Source organism: Cyclobacterium amurskyense, from assembly GCF_001050135.1.
GTDB classification, from domain to species: domain Bacteria; phylum Bacteroidota; class Bacteroidia; order Cytophagales; family Cyclobacteriaceae; genus Cyclobacterium; species Cyclobacterium amurskyense.
In genome coordinates, this window is the sequence record NZ_CP012040.1 from 42,105 (window position 1) to 58,846 (window position 16,742).

Consider the following 16,742-nt stretch of genomic DNA (forward strand, 5'->3'; position numbering starts at 1 on the left):
GACGGCAATTAAATCATGGTTTGCATTAGCGCTTTAATGTTTCCATCCTTGTAAATTTGTTGTACAAAATCTGAATAACATTTAACAAAGCGCTCATTTTTACTAAGATCACCAAAAAGGGAATCTTGTTTAATAAAAGCCAGAGTATCAGCTTTGGTCTGTTGGGCTTTTTGTTTTAGTTCAGCAGCCATGGCATCAATAATTTCTATTGGCTGACCATTTTTATCTGTACCTTTGTCGCTGTAATAACACCAAGCAGCAATCACCAAAGTGGCATATTGAATGCTTCCTCCTGAATCCAAGTTTTCCTGAAGTGTAGCAATCAAAAATTTAGGCAATTTGGCCGAGCTTTCAGAACAGATACGGCTCACACTGTCTTTTATATTGGGATTGGCAAAACGCTCCTGCAAGCTGTCTTTGTAGGAATTTAAATCTATCCCTTCTAGTTCATCAAGTATTGGTGTGGCTTTCTCATCCATAAATCTCCTCAAATAGGTAACAAATGTATTGTCTTCCATACAGCCATTGATGGTCTTATGTCCATGGATAGCACCTAAGATACCCAAAACAGAATGTCCTGCATTTAGAAGGCGAAGCTTCATTTTCTCATAGGGTTTTACATCAGGAACAAATTGAACGCCTCCTTTTTCAAATTCAGGACGCCCATTTGAGAAATTGTCTTCCACCACCCATTGAATAAATGGCTCGCAAGTTACCGGCCACTCATCTTTTATACCTACGGATTCCTCTAAATAATCAATATCGGATTGGTTGGTAACCGGGGTAATTCGGTCAACCATGCTATTCGGAAAGCACTCCTCTTTTTCAATCCAAAACGCCAGGTCTTTGTCTTGCTTTTGGGCAAAGGAAAGTAACATATCCCTGGCAACATCTCCATTGTGCTGAATATTGTCACAGGACATAACGGTGAATGCCGGCAGGCCAGAATCACAACGCTTTTTTAGCGCCGCAGTCAAAAAACCGTAGATGGTTTTAGGACGTCCAGGATCTTTTAATTCATGTTGAATATCAGGATTCTCAAAGTCAAATTCTCCAGTGGATGGATTAAAATTATATCCACCTTCGGTAATCGTAAGTGAAACAATTTTGTTGTCATGCTGAGCCATTTTATCTACGACAGGATCCGCACTTTCGATTCCCAGGTTAAAATCAATTATTGAACCTATTACTTGGGGTTCAATTTTCCCATCAGGATGTTTTACGATTAGGGTGTAAAGCCCATCTTGTTTTCTAAGTACATCATGAATTTTTTGATCACCTTTTCGTAGGCCAATACCGCAAATCCCCCATTCAGGGGAAAAGGCTTTTTCCTGGAGTTTATGGGTATAGTAAGCTTGATGGGCCCGATGAAAACCGCCAACACCAACATGCACCATGCCTGCTTTCAGTTCATTTCTGGCATAGTTAGGGCTTGGAATACGATTGGCTATAGTTTTTAGGTTATTTTGATTTAGTGCTATAGAATTTTTCATTTTAAAGTTGATTTTTTTTGCTTTCCTCGTAATAAAGCCCAATAGGCCAAAACAAAATAGGTTACAGTACAAATAAATGCATAACGATAAAATACTTCTCTGTTCTCTAAATAGATAGTTTCATTGTCACTACCAAAAAGGACAATAGAAGCCAAAACCAAAGTAATGAGAAGTGCTTTAATGCCTATGCCATTTAACACGCTTGAGAAAATTGATTTATCACTTTTATGCGGGAATTCTAATTTTGATTTTTCCTCCTGAAATATAGCAATATTTTCATTCCGTAATTTTTCCTTTTCCTCAGCCTCTGGGTATTTCTGTTTGGCACCATAGCGAGCTGCCAGGATGGTATAAATCAGAATTGTAAATATCCATGTAGGAATAAATAAGTAAAAGAAGGACATTACATTGAGTGCATTTAGTCCAAATCCAAACACTAAACCCAATCCCCAAGCAGCTACGGCAGGTGTACTGAATGCCAATTGGCGATAGGACAGCCAATACCGGGTATACCCTATTCTGGGAAAAATTTGGTGTTCTGCAAATACGATGGCCCCTACTGGGGCAACCAACAACCCTGCATAGGTTAGGAGCGGAAGTATTTGTGAGAATACGAAAGGAAAACAAGCGATAACGATGGTGACCAAACCCACTACTATGGTTGTTTTCTTTCGCGAATGGGTATAAAAAATAGCCTGAGCAGCCAGGCCAGCTCTGTAAAGGTTGGTAATAGCGGTGGTCCATCCCGCCACAATCACGATTACAAACCCAGACCAACCGAGGGCATAATAAGCCACATCTCCGGGATCTAGTTCCACTATTGATTTCCCTAAAATGACAGCTGCACCAGCCCCCATAATCCCCGCAGCGATCCATGCAACATAATGCCCAAACATCATCCCCGTACTTGTAGCCAGTCCATAAGACTTCTTCTTCGCAAAACGTAAAAGTGCCATATCAATAAGCCCAAAATGGGTAATGGTATTTGCTGCCCAGGCAAAACCAATGACTTCAACCAATCCAATACCAGGCTCTCCGTTACTATCTATTCCTGTCCAAATGGATTGATTTCCCAAAGTAATAAAATCATCCCAGCCAGCAGGTAAGGTCTTGTCCAAAACGTCAAGGCTCAATGCAGGCAAAAGCACCATTGCTCCACTTGTAAACATCACGAACAACCAGGGTGCACAAATACTTGAAAATTCAGAAACGGCATTAAAACCATATAAAGCAATCGTTACCACAACAATTCCTACCGCAAAAACAATCAATATAAACCAGGCATTGGTAGGGTACCAGTTCAACTGGGCGGGAATATCAAAAGCAAAACGAACGGCTGTCGCTGAGACCGTAATCATGGCAGCAGAAATAACCGAAAAGATGATAACATTGGCCCAATTGTAGAGCTTGGTCATCGAATCTCCGGCAATTTTATTGAGATAGGTATAGAGGCTTAGTCTAGTATCCACCGCAATGGGCGAAGTAATAAATGTCCAGCTGAGAACAGCCAAGACATTACCAATCAATAGCCCCAACATGATGTCCATTGTTTTGGCTCCTAATGCAACAAAAGTTGCACCAATAACAAACTCCGTTGCTGCCACATGCTCTGCAGCATACAGTCCTGCAAAATGGGTCCAATCGTGGAGTTTATTTTTGTCAACTGGTAATTGTTCTTCTTCTATGTCTTCAAACTGATCAAAATTGTCGGTCATTAAACTATAAGATCGGGTTTCAATTGCTGTTTGAAAATGGATGTAATCCATCACAGCTTCGCATTCTTTTAGATAAGGAAATGACATTTTAACCCGGATTATGTAATAGAATTTCTCCGCCCTGACAATGTCAGGGGTGAAGCCTGTCCCGTGTTTACGGGAAGTGTTGCAATCGCAAGAAAATCAGGCTGTTTGGAGATTTTAGCATAGCACCGCAATGGTGAAATTGAAAACTGCAACGAAGTGGCTGATTTTGAAGCGATTTCAGCACGTAATAGATTGTCTATTGCATATTTCGGGTTTAACCTTATGTTCAATCACCAGCGTAATCAGTTTATCCCTCTCTATTTATTAAGCCATTCAAATATTCCGCTAACACAAATCCCATACTAAAACAGCCCTGCAAAAGATAACCACCTGTAGGAGCATACCAATCTAGCATTTCACCTATTGCATACGAATTGGGTATTTTTTTTAGCTGAAAATGCTCATCTAGCTCATCCAGGGCAATGCCACCAATGGTAGAAATTGCCTCATCCAATTCTCCAGCGGATTTGATAATAATTGGTACGGATTTGATGGTAGGTACAAGCAGCTCAGGATTTGAAAAGGTATTTTTGTCACAGAATTGCTTTAAAAGGCCAATAGAAGTTCGGTCCAGATTTAAATCTTTGCTTAAAATACCAGTCACTTTAGCCTGTCGGGAACGTTTGTATTTAGCCTTCAACTGATCTATTGTCATAGTAGGCTTTAAATCCAAGTGGATGACAACATTTTCTCCTTCAATTAGTTTTTCTTGAATTCTTCGGCTTAAAGGGTAAATGGCATTCCCTTCAAGGCCAAATTTTGAAATATTTAACTCACCTTTAGAAAATTGATTATCAAAACTCAAGGCAATGTTTTTCAATGGCTTTCCTTCGTGAATAGCAATAAAGTTTTCATTCCAATCAACTTCAAAAGCACAATTGGCGGCCTGAAATGGCTTCACCCTAAGGCCCTGCTTTTCAAAGCAATTTTTCCAGCTCCCATCAGAACCAGTCACTTTCCAACTTGCCCCTCCTAAAGCAAATACAACGATATCGGATGCTACGTCTTCAATATGTTCAAAACACAACTGTCCCTCCTTGTTCCAGCCCTCCCACTTGGTGTCTAACTGAAATTCTATTTCCTTGGCTGATATAATGGCGGTGATTTTATTAAGGACTTCAATAGGTTTTATTCCCATTTCAGGAAAAACCCGATTGCTAGACCCTGTGAAAGTAGAGATATCATGACTCTTCAACCAAGTCACCAGATCTTGATTGGTAAACTGACTAATGACAGGAGCCATAAACGCTCTTGGAAAGTATTGATCTATGAGGTCGTCTAAGGTGGTATTGTAAGTCAGGTTCAATCCTCCTTCACCGGCCACCAAAAATTTACGCCCCACCGTTTTTTTCTTATCAAAAAGTTTTACGCTATACTTCTTTGTGTCTAACTGTGCTGCAAGCATAAGCGCTGAAGCACCTCCTCCTATAATCGTTAAACGCTTCATCTAATAAAATTAGTGGCTTTAAATGTGGGACAATATGTTCATAGGTAAGCCTTATTGAGTTCGGTCCTAACCGATAAACTTGTAGAAGTCTAATGTGAATTGTGGAATAGTTTCAACTCCAAAATCAGGTTTTTTTTGACCTTTGGGTTTTTAACTCATTTTCAATGCGCAAAATACGATCTATATATTTGTCCGCCAATTTTTGATGTAGGACATCAAAGGGAAGAATGGGATTTCGCACATTTGGTGTTGGGTAAATACCTTGCCGGTAAAGCAAACGTTTGAAAAAATGTATGGAGATGTCCAGGTGTTGATTGGAAAAAGCCAAGACAGGAATGACCTTCTCAAAAAGAGCTTCTGCATCCTCAGATTTTCCTTCCTCATAAAGGCGGTAGATGGTGGTGTATATATAATTCATGCCAGTAGGCATAAAGGCATGGATACCACGTTGCAGCCCTTCCATCATTTGAGATACTGCCCAACCCCCACTTATATTCAACCTTCCATTGGTCAATTGCAAAATCCGTGAATATTTGGGTCCTGCGGGAATGGTTTCAATTTTCAAACAACGGAAAGCCAGCACGTTTTCGAATAGCTCACAAATTAGCTCATCCGACAAGCCATATCCTGTAGCATCCCAATCTTGAAGCATGATCATTTCTGGATCAAGCTCAGCCAATTCCATAAAATGATTTCTAAACTGATTTTCGTTAACAAATGGAATTTGAAACAGGATATTTTTACAACCAAGCTTAAGATAAGATTTTATTAGGGCCTTACTTTTGGATAAGTCCTGTTCCCCTGCCCCACCGATAACAGGTATTTTGCCCTCTACAGTCTCCAAAACCATAGACAACATATTCTGTCGTTCTATATGGGATAATTTATACACTTCCGCGGCCATGGCAGGCACCAAAACGCCTGCAACACCAGCCTCCAAGGCCTCTAGTACATTAACTTTTAAAGCATCAAAGTCAATGGAATCCTCCTTGGTAAATGGTGTATTGAGCACTGTTACAATCCCCTTTAAAGGATAAAGCTCTTTTTCAACCGATGATTTGTCATAGGCTTGCATATTTATTGTTTAATCAGCCATACATCGGTAACGCGTGATTGCTTTCTCCAATTTAGATGTTCTTCATCCGGTTTATCAAAACTTAATTTTAATTCACCATCCTTGATCAACGCTTTAGAAAGTGGGAATTCTTTAAATTCTTCAAAGCCTTTTTCATATTTTGTAGGTTCCAACAATTGGCCATTGGCTCTTAATAGCGCTTCACCAAAACCGGAAACCCTGATCATATAATTGGCATTTGGGTCCAAACCATTGTATGCTAGGGCTGGGGTAAACTGGAACAGTTGGGTAGACAATCTTTTTCTACTTCGGCCCTCATTCTCCCATAAAAAGTCAATGGCATCATCTGTTTTGGAAGTAACATGTTTGGCATCAGCACTGGATACATTGTCATAAAAGCTACCTTCCCCAGGAAATTCATAGGTGCTTATGAATTCCAATCGGGCTAATTTTTCTGCTTCAGAATCAAATGCCTTAATTTTATTGAACTCATCTTCTAACCACCACCTATTGTTTAAGGGGTAATCAATAAAATCCAAGACGGCACCTCTCTCAGCACTTCTTGCCTGATATTTCTCAACGCTGGTCTGCGCACCAATGGATTGAAATAGTTTTTCTCCATAGGAAAAAACCTCCTTTTTGAGTTCTTGTGAGACCATTTCAGAATCCGCTTTATCAAGATGACGCAAGGCTTCTTCCATGGCTTTGTCCGCTCCAATGGAGTTGGCGTTGGCCAGTATTTCATAAGCTTCCACTTCCAGCCCTTTTTCGAAGGCAAGCCTATCCTGAATATAGGCATCGTAATAGGCCCGCATCACCAATTGCTGCCATCTCCAATTATCTACCAATTGGGGATTATTTCCTTCCAACCTTTTCCATAAGGCCAGGCTTTCTTTGATTGAGGTGTTTTCCAAGACAGGACCATCCCAATTTTTTTCCAAGGCAAATATGCCTTGAGTTGCTTCTTCTGCCACTTCCGGGCCAAAGTAAAATTGAGAATATTCAAGAACAATTTCTTGGGGGTCTTTACTCGCATCCCAACCCAGTTGGCTCCAAATCGCCTTATTAACATCATCATGGGAACCATCAGAATAGGTGATAAAACCATCAGTATATTTTGAATCTCTGTTGAAAATTTCGGTATACATTAGTGGTTGTGGGTTAGTAGGCTCTCTTCCTAAAGTCAATGCAAATGCCTGGTCCCAGTTTTCTACCGGATATTGACACCTTACCGTATGGGTAATGTCTGGATAAAAACGATGTAGGTATTTTTCAGGCAATAACTTTCTCTCCAGATGAATTGGAGGACTACTGGGCCCATAAACCAATCCTCTGAGCCAAACAGGGTTATTTTTCTCTAAGTATTCGAAAAAATAATCAACTTTTTCTTTATTAAACCCCTGCAAAGAAACCCAAATACCTGCATCCGGATGATACTTTTTCAATATTTCCGACAAATCGTTTAAATAGGGTATTAATTGGGCCGGATGGTTTTCTCCTGGGTCTCCACCCGGAACAAACACCCCATCTAATCGAGGACATTTGGCATAAAATGCTTCTTGCTCTTCAAGCCCCTGCAAGTGGGCATTTTTTATAGTCAAATCATGTGGTGCAGGTGTCCAAACCCAATATTCGGCATCGTATTTTTCGCAAATTCTGCTAAGTTCCACTTCCATGATCTGCGGATCAATCTTAAAGTGGGGACTCGAATTTGCTGCCTGAAAAGGAATGTTTTCAAAACTATTGGCACCAAAAAGTACCTGTTCTCTAAAATGTTGATCGAATTGCTCCACCGTCCAGGCATCCCAGGAATTGGCAGTATTTCGATAGCCAAACTGATGACCACGTAGGGCATATTCTGGCGCTTCTGAAAAATCAATATTAGAATCTATGGAAATATTTCCTTTTTTCATTTTGGCTGTTCTCAGCAATTTTCCAATACCATAAAGAACCCCTCTCGCATCTGCTCCAAGGATCCATAGTGTATTATGCCCGTCCTTAGACGCATGGTAAATGCGGTAACCTTCTTTTTTTAACTCCTGAGCATCTTCAGCACTTTTAAAAGGTAGCTCTTTTCCAAACAATTGATTATCGGATGAAAGGGCAAGGGCAATGGTGATATTAGAATCCCAATTGGTATCTTTCTCCAGAGAAATCCCCGTGCGTTTTTCAATTTCTTCAATAAGAACAGTTGCTGAAGTTTCTTGCATGTTGGATTTAATATTGGGTGATATTAAAATCTTTGCAGAAGTAAGGTTTAGGTCTTTAGCCCCTTCAGGTGTACAGGACATTAAAGTACCTGCAACCATTAATATCAGCAAAATAGCTCGTTTTATTTTCATTATTTCTCAACCATTTAATTTATTGAATCGGGTAGTTTCAGCTCTCCCAAAGCTGTTCTCTAACTAGGGTTTTACATAAACCTATTAGACTCCAATATTTAATACTCTTGATTAGACCAATCCTACCAATGAGAGAAGCTGAAAAAGGTAAAACATCTTCCAAAAAACAGGTAATATTGTCTATTGAGACTAATAGTAACCAAATCAAAATGAAACCGTTGCGGACAACTTTTCGCCTTTTTCACAAAAATACAAAGAAATTAAAATTTACTCCCTACCATATTAGCATTCAAATTTGGGTAAAATTGCTCTTTTGGAACTGGAGGGGCCACTTGGTATTAGATTTACCTATGGACAAAAAAAGAAGAAATGGAACAGAAGTATCAAATCAAATTTTTAAGTATTGTAAAGTAGAAAGTACTTCCTTCATTTTCTATGGAATCTACCCATATTTCCCCACCATGCATATGTACTATTTTTTCACAATGCGCCAAACCTATACCAGTTCCTTCGTAATTACTGCGTTTATTGAGCCGTTTAAAAATAGCAAAAACATCCTGCTTGTTTTTTTCCGGAATACCAATACCATTGTCTTTTACTGAAAATCTCCAATAATCTAAACTGTCTTGAACTGATACATGAACTTTTGGGCAAGTTCCTGGTTTTTGAAATTTTATCGCATTGCTAATTAAATTCTGAAACAGTAGTCGTAGTTCAATTTTATAAGCTTTTAATAAAGGAAGTTTATCTGATGTAACCACCGCCTTTTCTCCTTTGATAACAGTAGTTAGGTCAATAATTATTTCCTGAATTATTTCATTGCTATCAACAATTTTTATTTTTTTTGTTCGACCAATTCTGGAGTAATCCAAAAGCCCTTTAATTAATTCGCTCATTCTATCAGTTGCCTCAATCATAAATTCAAACGATAGTCTGGCATCCTCATCTAACTTGGAGGAATATTCATCATTTAAAATATCAATTATACTTCTGACTGTTCTCAAAGGTTCCTGCAAATCATGGGAAGCTATATAGGTGAATTGTTCAAGCTCCTTGTTTCTTTGTTTAAGACTTTCAAATTGAACAGCCATTTGGGTGTGTTGGGTAATATCTTGCCTAATGGTTAAAAACTGATAAATTTCATTCCGTTCATTTTTAAATGGGACAATAGCAGTATGGGCCCAGTAAAATTTTCCATCCTTGGTCTTGTTTTTAATTCCCCCAAGCCATATTTCACCACTTTTTATGGTAGCCCATAATTCTTTGAAAAAATCCTCCGGATGATAACCAGACTTGTTAACGCTATGTTTTTTACCAATCAGTTCATTCCGGTCATACTTTGAAACTTCACAAAATTTATCATTAACGGAAATTATTTTGCCATTCACATCAGTAATATCTACTAGAAAACTACTATCCAAAGCCTCTTTGTACTGTTGTATTTCTTTGGTTGAAGCATGAAATGCTCTTTCAAACTTTTCTTTCTCCTGCTCTTTCTTATTAAATTGAATCCCTACCACAAACACATAACTTACTGAAACAAAAACAGCAATTACAGCATAAATAATAACCCCACTATTCAGACCAACTACATTATTATTAATTAGATACAGCAGTGTGAAGGTCATCACTACAATCATGAAAAAATTATAAGGGGCTACCACTTTTAATAATTTGCTACCTGCATAATTGCCAAATAGCAAATCATTAAACTCTTGAGGGGCATTTTTATGTGACAAGATCGCGGAAAGCCAGAAAAACAATAAAGAGGTGAAAAATGGTATGGGTATCAGAAAACTGGCACTGTCCCCTGGGATATTTAAAACAAAAATAATAGCCGAAGCAGTGTTTAGTAATAGTATGGCGAATAAAATAAATTGGGTAATTAGCTTTATTTGTTCAGATTTAGAATAAATTGCCCAAACAGCCCCCCCCATCAAAAGGAAGGAGAGCGCAGTTGCTACTGTCATACTTCCTGATACTTTTACAAAATTACCTAGACTTATAGCTGAATTAGCTAAAAAGACATCAAGAATGGTTATTAGAGAAATAATCAAAACACCAATAATGGCTGCTCTGTTTAGGAAAATAAAAAAGAAGGATCTTCTTTGAGAAGCCAATATGCCCAGACTTAATAAAAAGAAAGAAAATGCAGTAATAAGGTCCATTGGTGGACCACCAAGAATAAGGCCTGATATCGAATTTAATCCAAGTATCCACAACAATATAATAGTGGTACTAAACGCCAATGTTATTAAGCCTATATTTTTTAAGTTCTTTGCCTTCCTAGCATTAATTTTTGTGATCATATAGTTATAAAAGTAAATCGAGATTACAAATTATTAATAGCTTCCAAAACGATCTATTTTCCTGAAAAGAATCCCTGAATAAATACCTCTTACCCTATAGGTAGCGTTTGTTCTAATATAATGGATTTTATAATAAGAATTTATCATCGAAAAAATCACCATAGTTCATATTCATTTTCAATAGTTTATAAAAAATAATTTACAAAAACCAATTATATTTAACAAATATGGGGAAGCCTACATTTACGCCTATTTTTTTAAGTCCATCAGCATTAAAAAGGCCACAAGTTTCACAAGCACTGTTCGTTTTATTTTCCATTACTCTTTTCTGTTTATTAAAATTTTTGATGCTTGGTCTTTCCTTAAAGCAATGGCTGTCCCTTTTATAAAGTATGCTTTTGGGTCACCCAAAGGGTTTAATAAATCAATGGCTACAGTTGCGCCTTTTACGAAACCTAAATCTAACAATCGCCTTCTGCTTTCTCCTCTATACTCTTTCGATAAACCCACAATTATTGTCTTTTCATCTAATTTTAAACTGGATAAACGGGCAATATTTTCTTTTTGTAATTCAACTTTTTCTGATAATGATATGGTAATATTCCCTGCTACTATTGGCGCTAAAACAAATTGTTTGCCCTCTGAATGAAAGACTACACGGGTATTGTTGTTTTCTATAATTCTAATAGTCGAGTATAAATGTCCTCAATGATTACTTTATCTTTTTGTTTATAACTACTTTTCAGTACAAAGTAAATCCCCTTTTTAGGTCTGAAAGCAAAAAAAAGCACCAAACAAATTCCGAAAAAAAAGGCCAGAGCTGTTATAGGGTTATAATTCATCATTTAAATTAAAAATTTCTTATTAGGTTTTCAGAAATATAAAATTGCCATTTATCTATTTCAATCTTGAATGAATTGCCGAGCTATTCGACATTAAACACTCTAATATAATTAGCAAGGGCAAGCTCGCTTTTGATTAAGTTATAAACATTACTTGCGACAGCAGTTTTTTCAACAAACCCTCTCTCCTTTTTCAATCTTGCGGTAATAAAATAAATGGTTTAAAATGTGTGCAATATTAGTTTCAGAAAACAGACTGCGAGGAGGGTCAACTTCCGAAGAAATCAAACTCAACAAATGAAATAGAAAATCTACTAGGTGCAAGAAACTACAATCATCCTGATTTCCTTACGATTACAACACTTCGCGTAAACAGGGGACGGGCTTAACCCCTGACTATCGTCAGGGCGGAGAAATTCAATTACATATTCCGACTTAATAAGAATCCAATTAATTAGTCAATTTTACCAAATGCAGTTGTTCCAATTGGAGTACAATCTCGTATTCTTAATCGATAATATTATAAAGTTAAGTTTTTTAGGCAACTATTATTGTATCCCCTAATATGATTTTCTCTTATATTTTCACTCTTTAACCTATAAGACACGATAAAGTTTCCTGCCTTTTTTGAGCCTGCCTTGTTCTTTCTTCAGAGGAATTACTGAAACTACAAAAAAAGCAGGTCATTTGAAGACTGAACCATAGTTTCGCTTTGCTTAATTGCCAAAGCGGAAACAACACACAATAACCTGACTTATATTTTTTTTACAGCCTCTAACACAAGGTATATTGCATTTTTGGTTTTAATTGAAGTAATGTAGAAATACGATTTCATTGAGAAATTGGAATGAAAACAAGAGCAAACAATAAGTATTTTAAACAAAATAAGCCATGTCATAAAATGCTCCTTTCTGACAATGGCTGTATATTAGCAAACCTAAAAAATACTCTCTGGAAGAAATCCCATAACAATTAGCATAAATTATGAAGCGCATATTTTCAAACTTACTCTTTAAAGTTTTTCTTGCCATAGTATTGGGTATTGTTTTCGGACAGTATTTACCTGAGTCTATAAATAGAATTTTCACCACCTTTAATGCATTTTTCGGACAGTTTCTAAATTTCGCTATACCCTTAATTATTATGGGATTAATAATGCCTGCAATAGCTGATTTAGGAAAAGGTGCAGGAAAATTATTGTTAATGACTGCTGCCATTGCATATGGTTCCACCTTGTTCTCAGGTTTTATGACCTATCTTACTACTTCCGGGATATTCCCCATGCTCTTGGAATCGCATGTCAATGGAGCTGCTCCAATTGCTGAAGAGGGACCTCAATTAACACCTTACTTTAGTATTAGCATTCCTCCCATACTCGACGTCATGTCAGCCCTTGTTTTAGCCTTTGTAGTTGGAATAGGTCTTTCTACTCAGGAAGAATCAAACCTAAAATGGATGGTGAGAGACTTTCAAAAAATCATCATGCAATTGATTGAAAATGTAATCATCCCACTCTTGCCGCTTTTCATTTTGGGTATTTTTGCAAAAATGTCCTATAGCGGACAAGTCTTTTCAATACTTTCCGTATTCATTAGCATTATTGGGGTAATTTTTGCCTTGCACGTTCTACTATTGCTATTTCAATACATCATAGCAGGATTGGTTTCAAAGAAAAATCCTATTAAGTTACTGATCACAATGATGCCTGCCTATTTCACCGCATTGGGGACACAATCTTCTGCGGCTACCATCCCGGTAACCTTAGAACAAGCACTTAAAAATGGTGTTTCTGAGAAAATTGCGGGCTTTGTTATCCCCCTATGTGCCACCATTCACCTATCCGGCAGCATTATGAAAATTACTGCTTGCGCCATGGCATTGATGATTTTATATGGAATGCCCTTTGGTTTCACACTCTTTGCCGGATTTATTTTTGTTTTGGGCATTGCCATGATCGCCGCACCGGGAGTGCCTGGAGGAGCCATTATGGCCGCTGTTGGTATCCTTCAATCCATGTTAGGGTTTAACGAAGAAATGATTGGCATTATGATCGCTTTGTACATTGCCATGGATAGTTTTGGCACCGCCTGCAATGTGACCGGAGACGGGGCAATAGCTATAGTGATGGATAAGGTAACCAAAGAAAAGTTGGCCGCTTAATACTGAAATAAGATTTATCTTTCTATATAGGTGGAGCTTCTTCTTCACAATCAATCACAACTAATTCTATTGCCTATTTCGGGTTTAATAAACAGCTGATTTCAATAGGGAAATTCTAAGAATCATTACGTAAAACAGTAAAAAATCGGCTTCGATAGATCATCAAAGCCGATTTTTATTATAAACTGAAGCAACTTGATTATTTCAAATCAAACCGATCAGCATCCATTACCTTTGTCCACGCCTTCACAAAGTCATTTACAAACTTATCTTTACTGTCGTCCTGAGCATAAACTTCGGTATACGAACGTAAAATAGAATTGGAACCAAAAACCAGATCCATACGCGTAGCGGTCCATTTTACTTCACCCGTATTTCGGTCGCAAATATCATAAAGCCCCTGCTCCTTCGGTTTCCATGTGTTCCCCATATCTGTCAGATTAACAAAGAAATCGTTTGTTAAAGCTCCGACATTATCGGTAAAGACACCATGCTTGGTATTGCCATAATTGGTACCCAACATACGCATACCACCAACAAGCACCGTCATTTCCGGTGCAGTTAGCCCCATTAGCTGTGTTCGATCGAGCATCAATTCTTCAGAACTTACGACGTAGTCTTTTTTGCTGTAGTTGCGATACCCATCCGCCAATGGCTCCAGAGGAGCAAATGAATCTGCGTCTGTCATTTCATCGGTAGCATCTCCCCTACCGGGTGAAAAAGGAACAGTAATATCAAAACCTGCCGCTTTGCTGGCTTGCTCTACACCTAGATTACCTGCCAATACAATGGTATCGGCAATACTGATACCAAATTCAGCAGCGATAGGCTCGAGTACAGACAATACATGGGCCAAACGCTCAGGTTCATTGCCTTCCCAGTCTTTTTGAGGGGCTAAACGAATTCTGGCCCCATTGGCTCCACCACGCTTATCAGAATCCCGATAGGTTCGTGCACTGTCCCATGCGGTAACCACCATCTCTGCAATTGACAAGCCGGATTCGGCAATTTTATCCTTTACAGCTGCCACATCATAATCCGCTTTTCCGGCAGGAACAGGGTCTTGCCATATCAAATCTTCCTCCGGCACATCAGGGCCAAAATACCTAACTTTTGGTCCCATATCCCTGTGAGTTAATTTGAACCAAGCACGAGCAAAGGTTTCTGAAAAATATTCATGATCATTCATAAATTTCAAGCAGATCTCTCTGTAGATAGGGTCCACCTTCATCGCCATATCAGCATCCGTCATCATTGGATTTAGACGGATACTAGGATCCTCAACATCTACAGGTTTGTCCTCCTCTTTTATGCTAACCGGTTCCCACTGCCAAGCTCCTGCAGGACTTTGACGAGGCTCCCATTCATGGTTGAACAGCATTTCAAAAAAACCATTGTCAAATTTGGTAGGGTGGGTTGTCCATGCACCTTCTAGCCCACTTGTTACCGCATAGCGGCCTTTTCCAGATTTAGTTGGATTGTGCCAACCCATACCTTGTTCTTCTACATCAGCAGCTTCAGGGGCAGGCCCTAAAATACTAGCATCCCCATTGCCATGTGTTTTCCCTACCGTGTGCCCGCCTGCTGTTAAAGCAGCCGTTTCTTCATCATTCATGGCCATCCGGGCAAAGGTTTCACGGATATGTGCGGCTGTTTTTAAGGGGTCCTGTTTTCCATTGACGCCTTCTGGATTCACATAAATTAACCCCATTTGTACGGCTGCTAAAGGATTCTCCATGGTAGAAGGATTCTCTACATTATCATAACGTTCATCACTTGGTGCCAACCATTCTTTTTCAGCTCCCCAATAAGTATCTTTTTCAGGATGCCAAATATCTTCCCTTCCAAAGGAGAAACCATAGGTTTTTAACCCCATGCTCTCATAGGCAATGGTTCCTGCCAGTATAATTAAATCCGCCCAACTGACTTTATTGCCATATTTTTTCTTAATGGGCCAAAGCAATCTTCTGGCTTTGTCCAAGCTAACGTTATCGGGCCAAGAATTTAAGGGTGCGAAACGAAGGTTTCCTGCACCACCGCCACCACGCCCGTCAGAAATTCTATAGGATCCGGCTGAATGCCAAGACATACGAATAAATAAGCCACCGTAATGTCCCCAATCTGCCGGCCACCATTCCTGACTATCAGTCATAAGCGCATGCATGTCTTTTTTTAATGCCTCTACATCTAGCTTTTTTAACTCATTTTGGTAATCAAAATCCTGTCCCAAAGGATTTGTTTTGCTGTCGTGTTGATGCAGAATATCGAGATTGAGGGCATTTGGCCACCAACTCATAACTGAGGCGTTGACTGAAGTATTTCCGCCATGCATCACAGGGCATTTACCGGCCGAACTACCATTGGCAGAGGTATTGTCGTTGCCTTCAGCAATGGTTACGCCTTCATCCTGTTTTTCATGGTGCGGGCATTTGCTTTCTTCCTGTGATGATTTCGGGTTTTTATTATTCTCCATATTCAAAAGGTTTATTGTTTTACATTCATTTATAAACTTAATTTGAGTTTTTGCTCATTTATCATTGCAAATAGTATTTATAACACTTTCTCTGGTTTTATGTTTTCTAAATAAACCGCAACTTGGCAATTTTATACTCCTGTGAGGCCCAATTAAAAGACAGGACATTTAACCTAAAAACACCAATTTCGAAGTTAAATATTAGAATAGATTATTCTTAACTCCCACAGTACCCCATATAAAAAAGCTATTCCCGGGTACAATCCCTTAAGCTGTTCATTGTCAATTACAAAATAGTAATTTCTTACAGAATTTCAGCAAGAGATCGAATAAATTGTTATTTAAAACCCTTTTCAATACAGAACACCAATTGCATATTCAGTATTAATCTATACAATTCTTGGTTCATTTTTTTTTTGATCCAGGGACCGAAATCATACTACTTTAGTAACTGCATTTCATAACTATTTTGATGGACCTCTTGAAGGCTATTTTCTATTATACTCCACAATTCCAAATTACTAGAGAAGTTTATCCTTTTAGGATCATGCCTAATGGTTTTAATTATAAGTTTTTTTATTTTTTTGGAGTCTTTTCAAGATTAGCAAAAGCCCTTTTGTAAGATCGGATTTCATTATTTATCCAAGTAGTAATGGATTAAACCCGGATTATGTAATAGGATTTCTCCGCCCTGACAATGTCAGGGGTGAAGCCTGTCCCGTGTTTACGGGAAGTGTTGCAATCGCAAGACAATCAGGCTGTTTGGAGATTTTAGCATAGCACCGCTATGGTGAAATTG

The 16,742-nt window shown here is 38.4% G+C and carries 9 protein-coding genes; 1 reads left to right on the top strand and 8 read right to left on the bottom strand.

Features of this window, described 5'->3' with window-relative positions; genetic code table 11:
• Nucleotides 1-8: 8 nt before the first annotated feature.
• The 7 genes from CA2015_RS00195 to CA2015_RS25345 form a co-directional block, all read right to left on the bottom strand.
• Nucleotides 9-1,493, bottom strand: coding sequence for a mannitol dehydrogenase family protein (locus tag CA2015_RS00195; RefSeq protein WP_048644264.1), 1,485 nt, complete (start codon nucleotides 1,491-1,493; stop codon nucleotides 9-11).
• Nucleotides 1,490-3,295: a purine-cytosine permease family protein gene (locus CA2015_RS00200; RefSeq protein ID WP_240477894.1), complete on the bottom strand. Its 1,806-nt coding sequence runs from the start codon at nucleotides 3,293-3,295 to the stop codon at nucleotides 1,490-1,492. The genes CA2015_RS00195 and CA2015_RS00200 overlap by 4 nt, the downstream gene beginning before the upstream one ends.
• Before the next feature lie 247 nt (nucleotides 3,296-3,542).
• Entirely contained in the window at nucleotides 3,543-4,742 is a 1,200-nt protein-coding gene (locus CA2015_RS00205; protein WP_048640065.1) for an aminoacetone oxidase family FAD-binding enzyme, read from the bottom strand.
• Between the two features lie 124 nt (nucleotides 4,743-4,866).
• Complete coding sequence (locus CA2015_RS00210; RefSeq protein ID WP_048640066.1) at nucleotides 4,867-5,817, bottom strand: dihydrodipicolinate synthase family protein; 951 nt, start codon at nucleotides 5,815-5,817, stop codon at nucleotides 4,867-4,869.
• A 2-nt stretch (nucleotides 5,818-5,819) separates the two neighbouring features.
• A complete protein-coding gene (locus CA2015_RS00215; RefSeq protein ID WP_053086623.1) occupies nucleotides 5,820-8,159 on the bottom strand; it encodes a glycoside hydrolase family 20 zincin-like fold domain-containing protein in 2,340 nt (779 codons plus the stop codon).
• Nucleotides 8,160-8,542: 383 nt separating this feature from the next.
• Nucleotides 8,543-10,468 (bottom strand): PAS domain-containing sensor histidine kinase, encoded by a 1,926-nt coding sequence (locus CA2015_RS00220; protein WP_048640067.1) that lies wholly within the window; start codon nucleotides 10,466-10,468, stop codon nucleotides 8,543-8,545.
• Between the two features lie 318 nt (nucleotides 10,469-10,786).
• Nucleotides 10,787-11,155: a FeoA family protein gene (locus CA2015_RS25345; protein ID WP_084011561.1), complete on the bottom strand. Its 369-nt coding sequence runs from the start codon at nucleotides 11,153-11,155 to the stop codon at nucleotides 10,787-10,789.
• A gap of 1,139 nt (nucleotides 11,156-12,294) precedes the next feature.
• Here CA2015_RS25345 and CA2015_RS00230 point away from each other — a divergent pair.
• On the top strand, nucleotides 12,295-13,470 hold the full coding sequence (locus tag CA2015_RS00230) for a dicarboxylate/amino acid:cation symporter (RefSeq protein ID WP_048640069.1): 1,176 nt from the start codon (nucleotides 12,295-12,297) through the stop codon (nucleotides 13,468-13,470).
• Between the two features lie 199 nt (nucleotides 13,471-13,669).
• On the opposite strand, the gene katG is transcribed toward CA2015_RS00230, so the two are convergent.
• A complete protein-coding gene (katG, locus tag CA2015_RS00235; protein WP_084011563.1) occupies nucleotides 13,670-15,943 on the bottom strand; it encodes a catalase/peroxidase HPI in 2,274 nt (757 codons plus the stop codon).
• Nucleotides 15,944-16,742 lie beyond the last annotated feature (799 nt).

Excerpts from the sequence above, each read along its gene's own strand:
- CA2015_RS00195 (WP_048644264.1), bottom strand. The coding sequence starts at position 1,493 with ATGAAAAATTCTATAGCACTAAATCAAAATAACCTAAAAACTATAGCC.
- CA2015_RS00200 (WP_240477894.1), bottom strand. The coding sequence starts at position 3,295 with ATGTCATTTCCTTATCTAAAAGAATGCGAAGCTGTGATGGATTACATC.
- CA2015_RS00205 (WP_048640065.1), bottom strand. The coding sequence starts at position 4,742 with ATGAAGCGTTTAACGATTATAGGAGGAGGTGCTTCAGCGCTTATGCTT.
- CA2015_RS00210 (WP_048640066.1), bottom strand. The coding sequence starts at position 5,817 with ATGCAAGCCTATGACAAATCATCGGTTGAAAAAGAGCTTTATCCTTTA.
- CA2015_RS00215 (WP_053086623.1), bottom strand. The coding sequence starts at position 8,159 with ATGAAAATAAAACGAGCTATTTTGCTGATATTAATGGTTGCAGGTACT.
- CA2015_RS00220 (WP_048640067.1), bottom strand. The coding sequence starts at position 10,468 with ATGATCACAAAAATTAATGCTAGGAAGGCAAAGAACTTAAAAAATATA.
- CA2015_RS00230 (WP_048640069.1), top strand. The coding sequence starts at position 12,295 with ATGAAGCGCATATTTTCAAACTTACTCTTTAAAGTTTTTCTTGCCATA.
- katG (WP_084011563.1), bottom strand. The coding sequence starts at position 15,943 with ATGGAGAATAATAAAAACCCGAAATCATCACAGGAAGAAAGCAAATGC.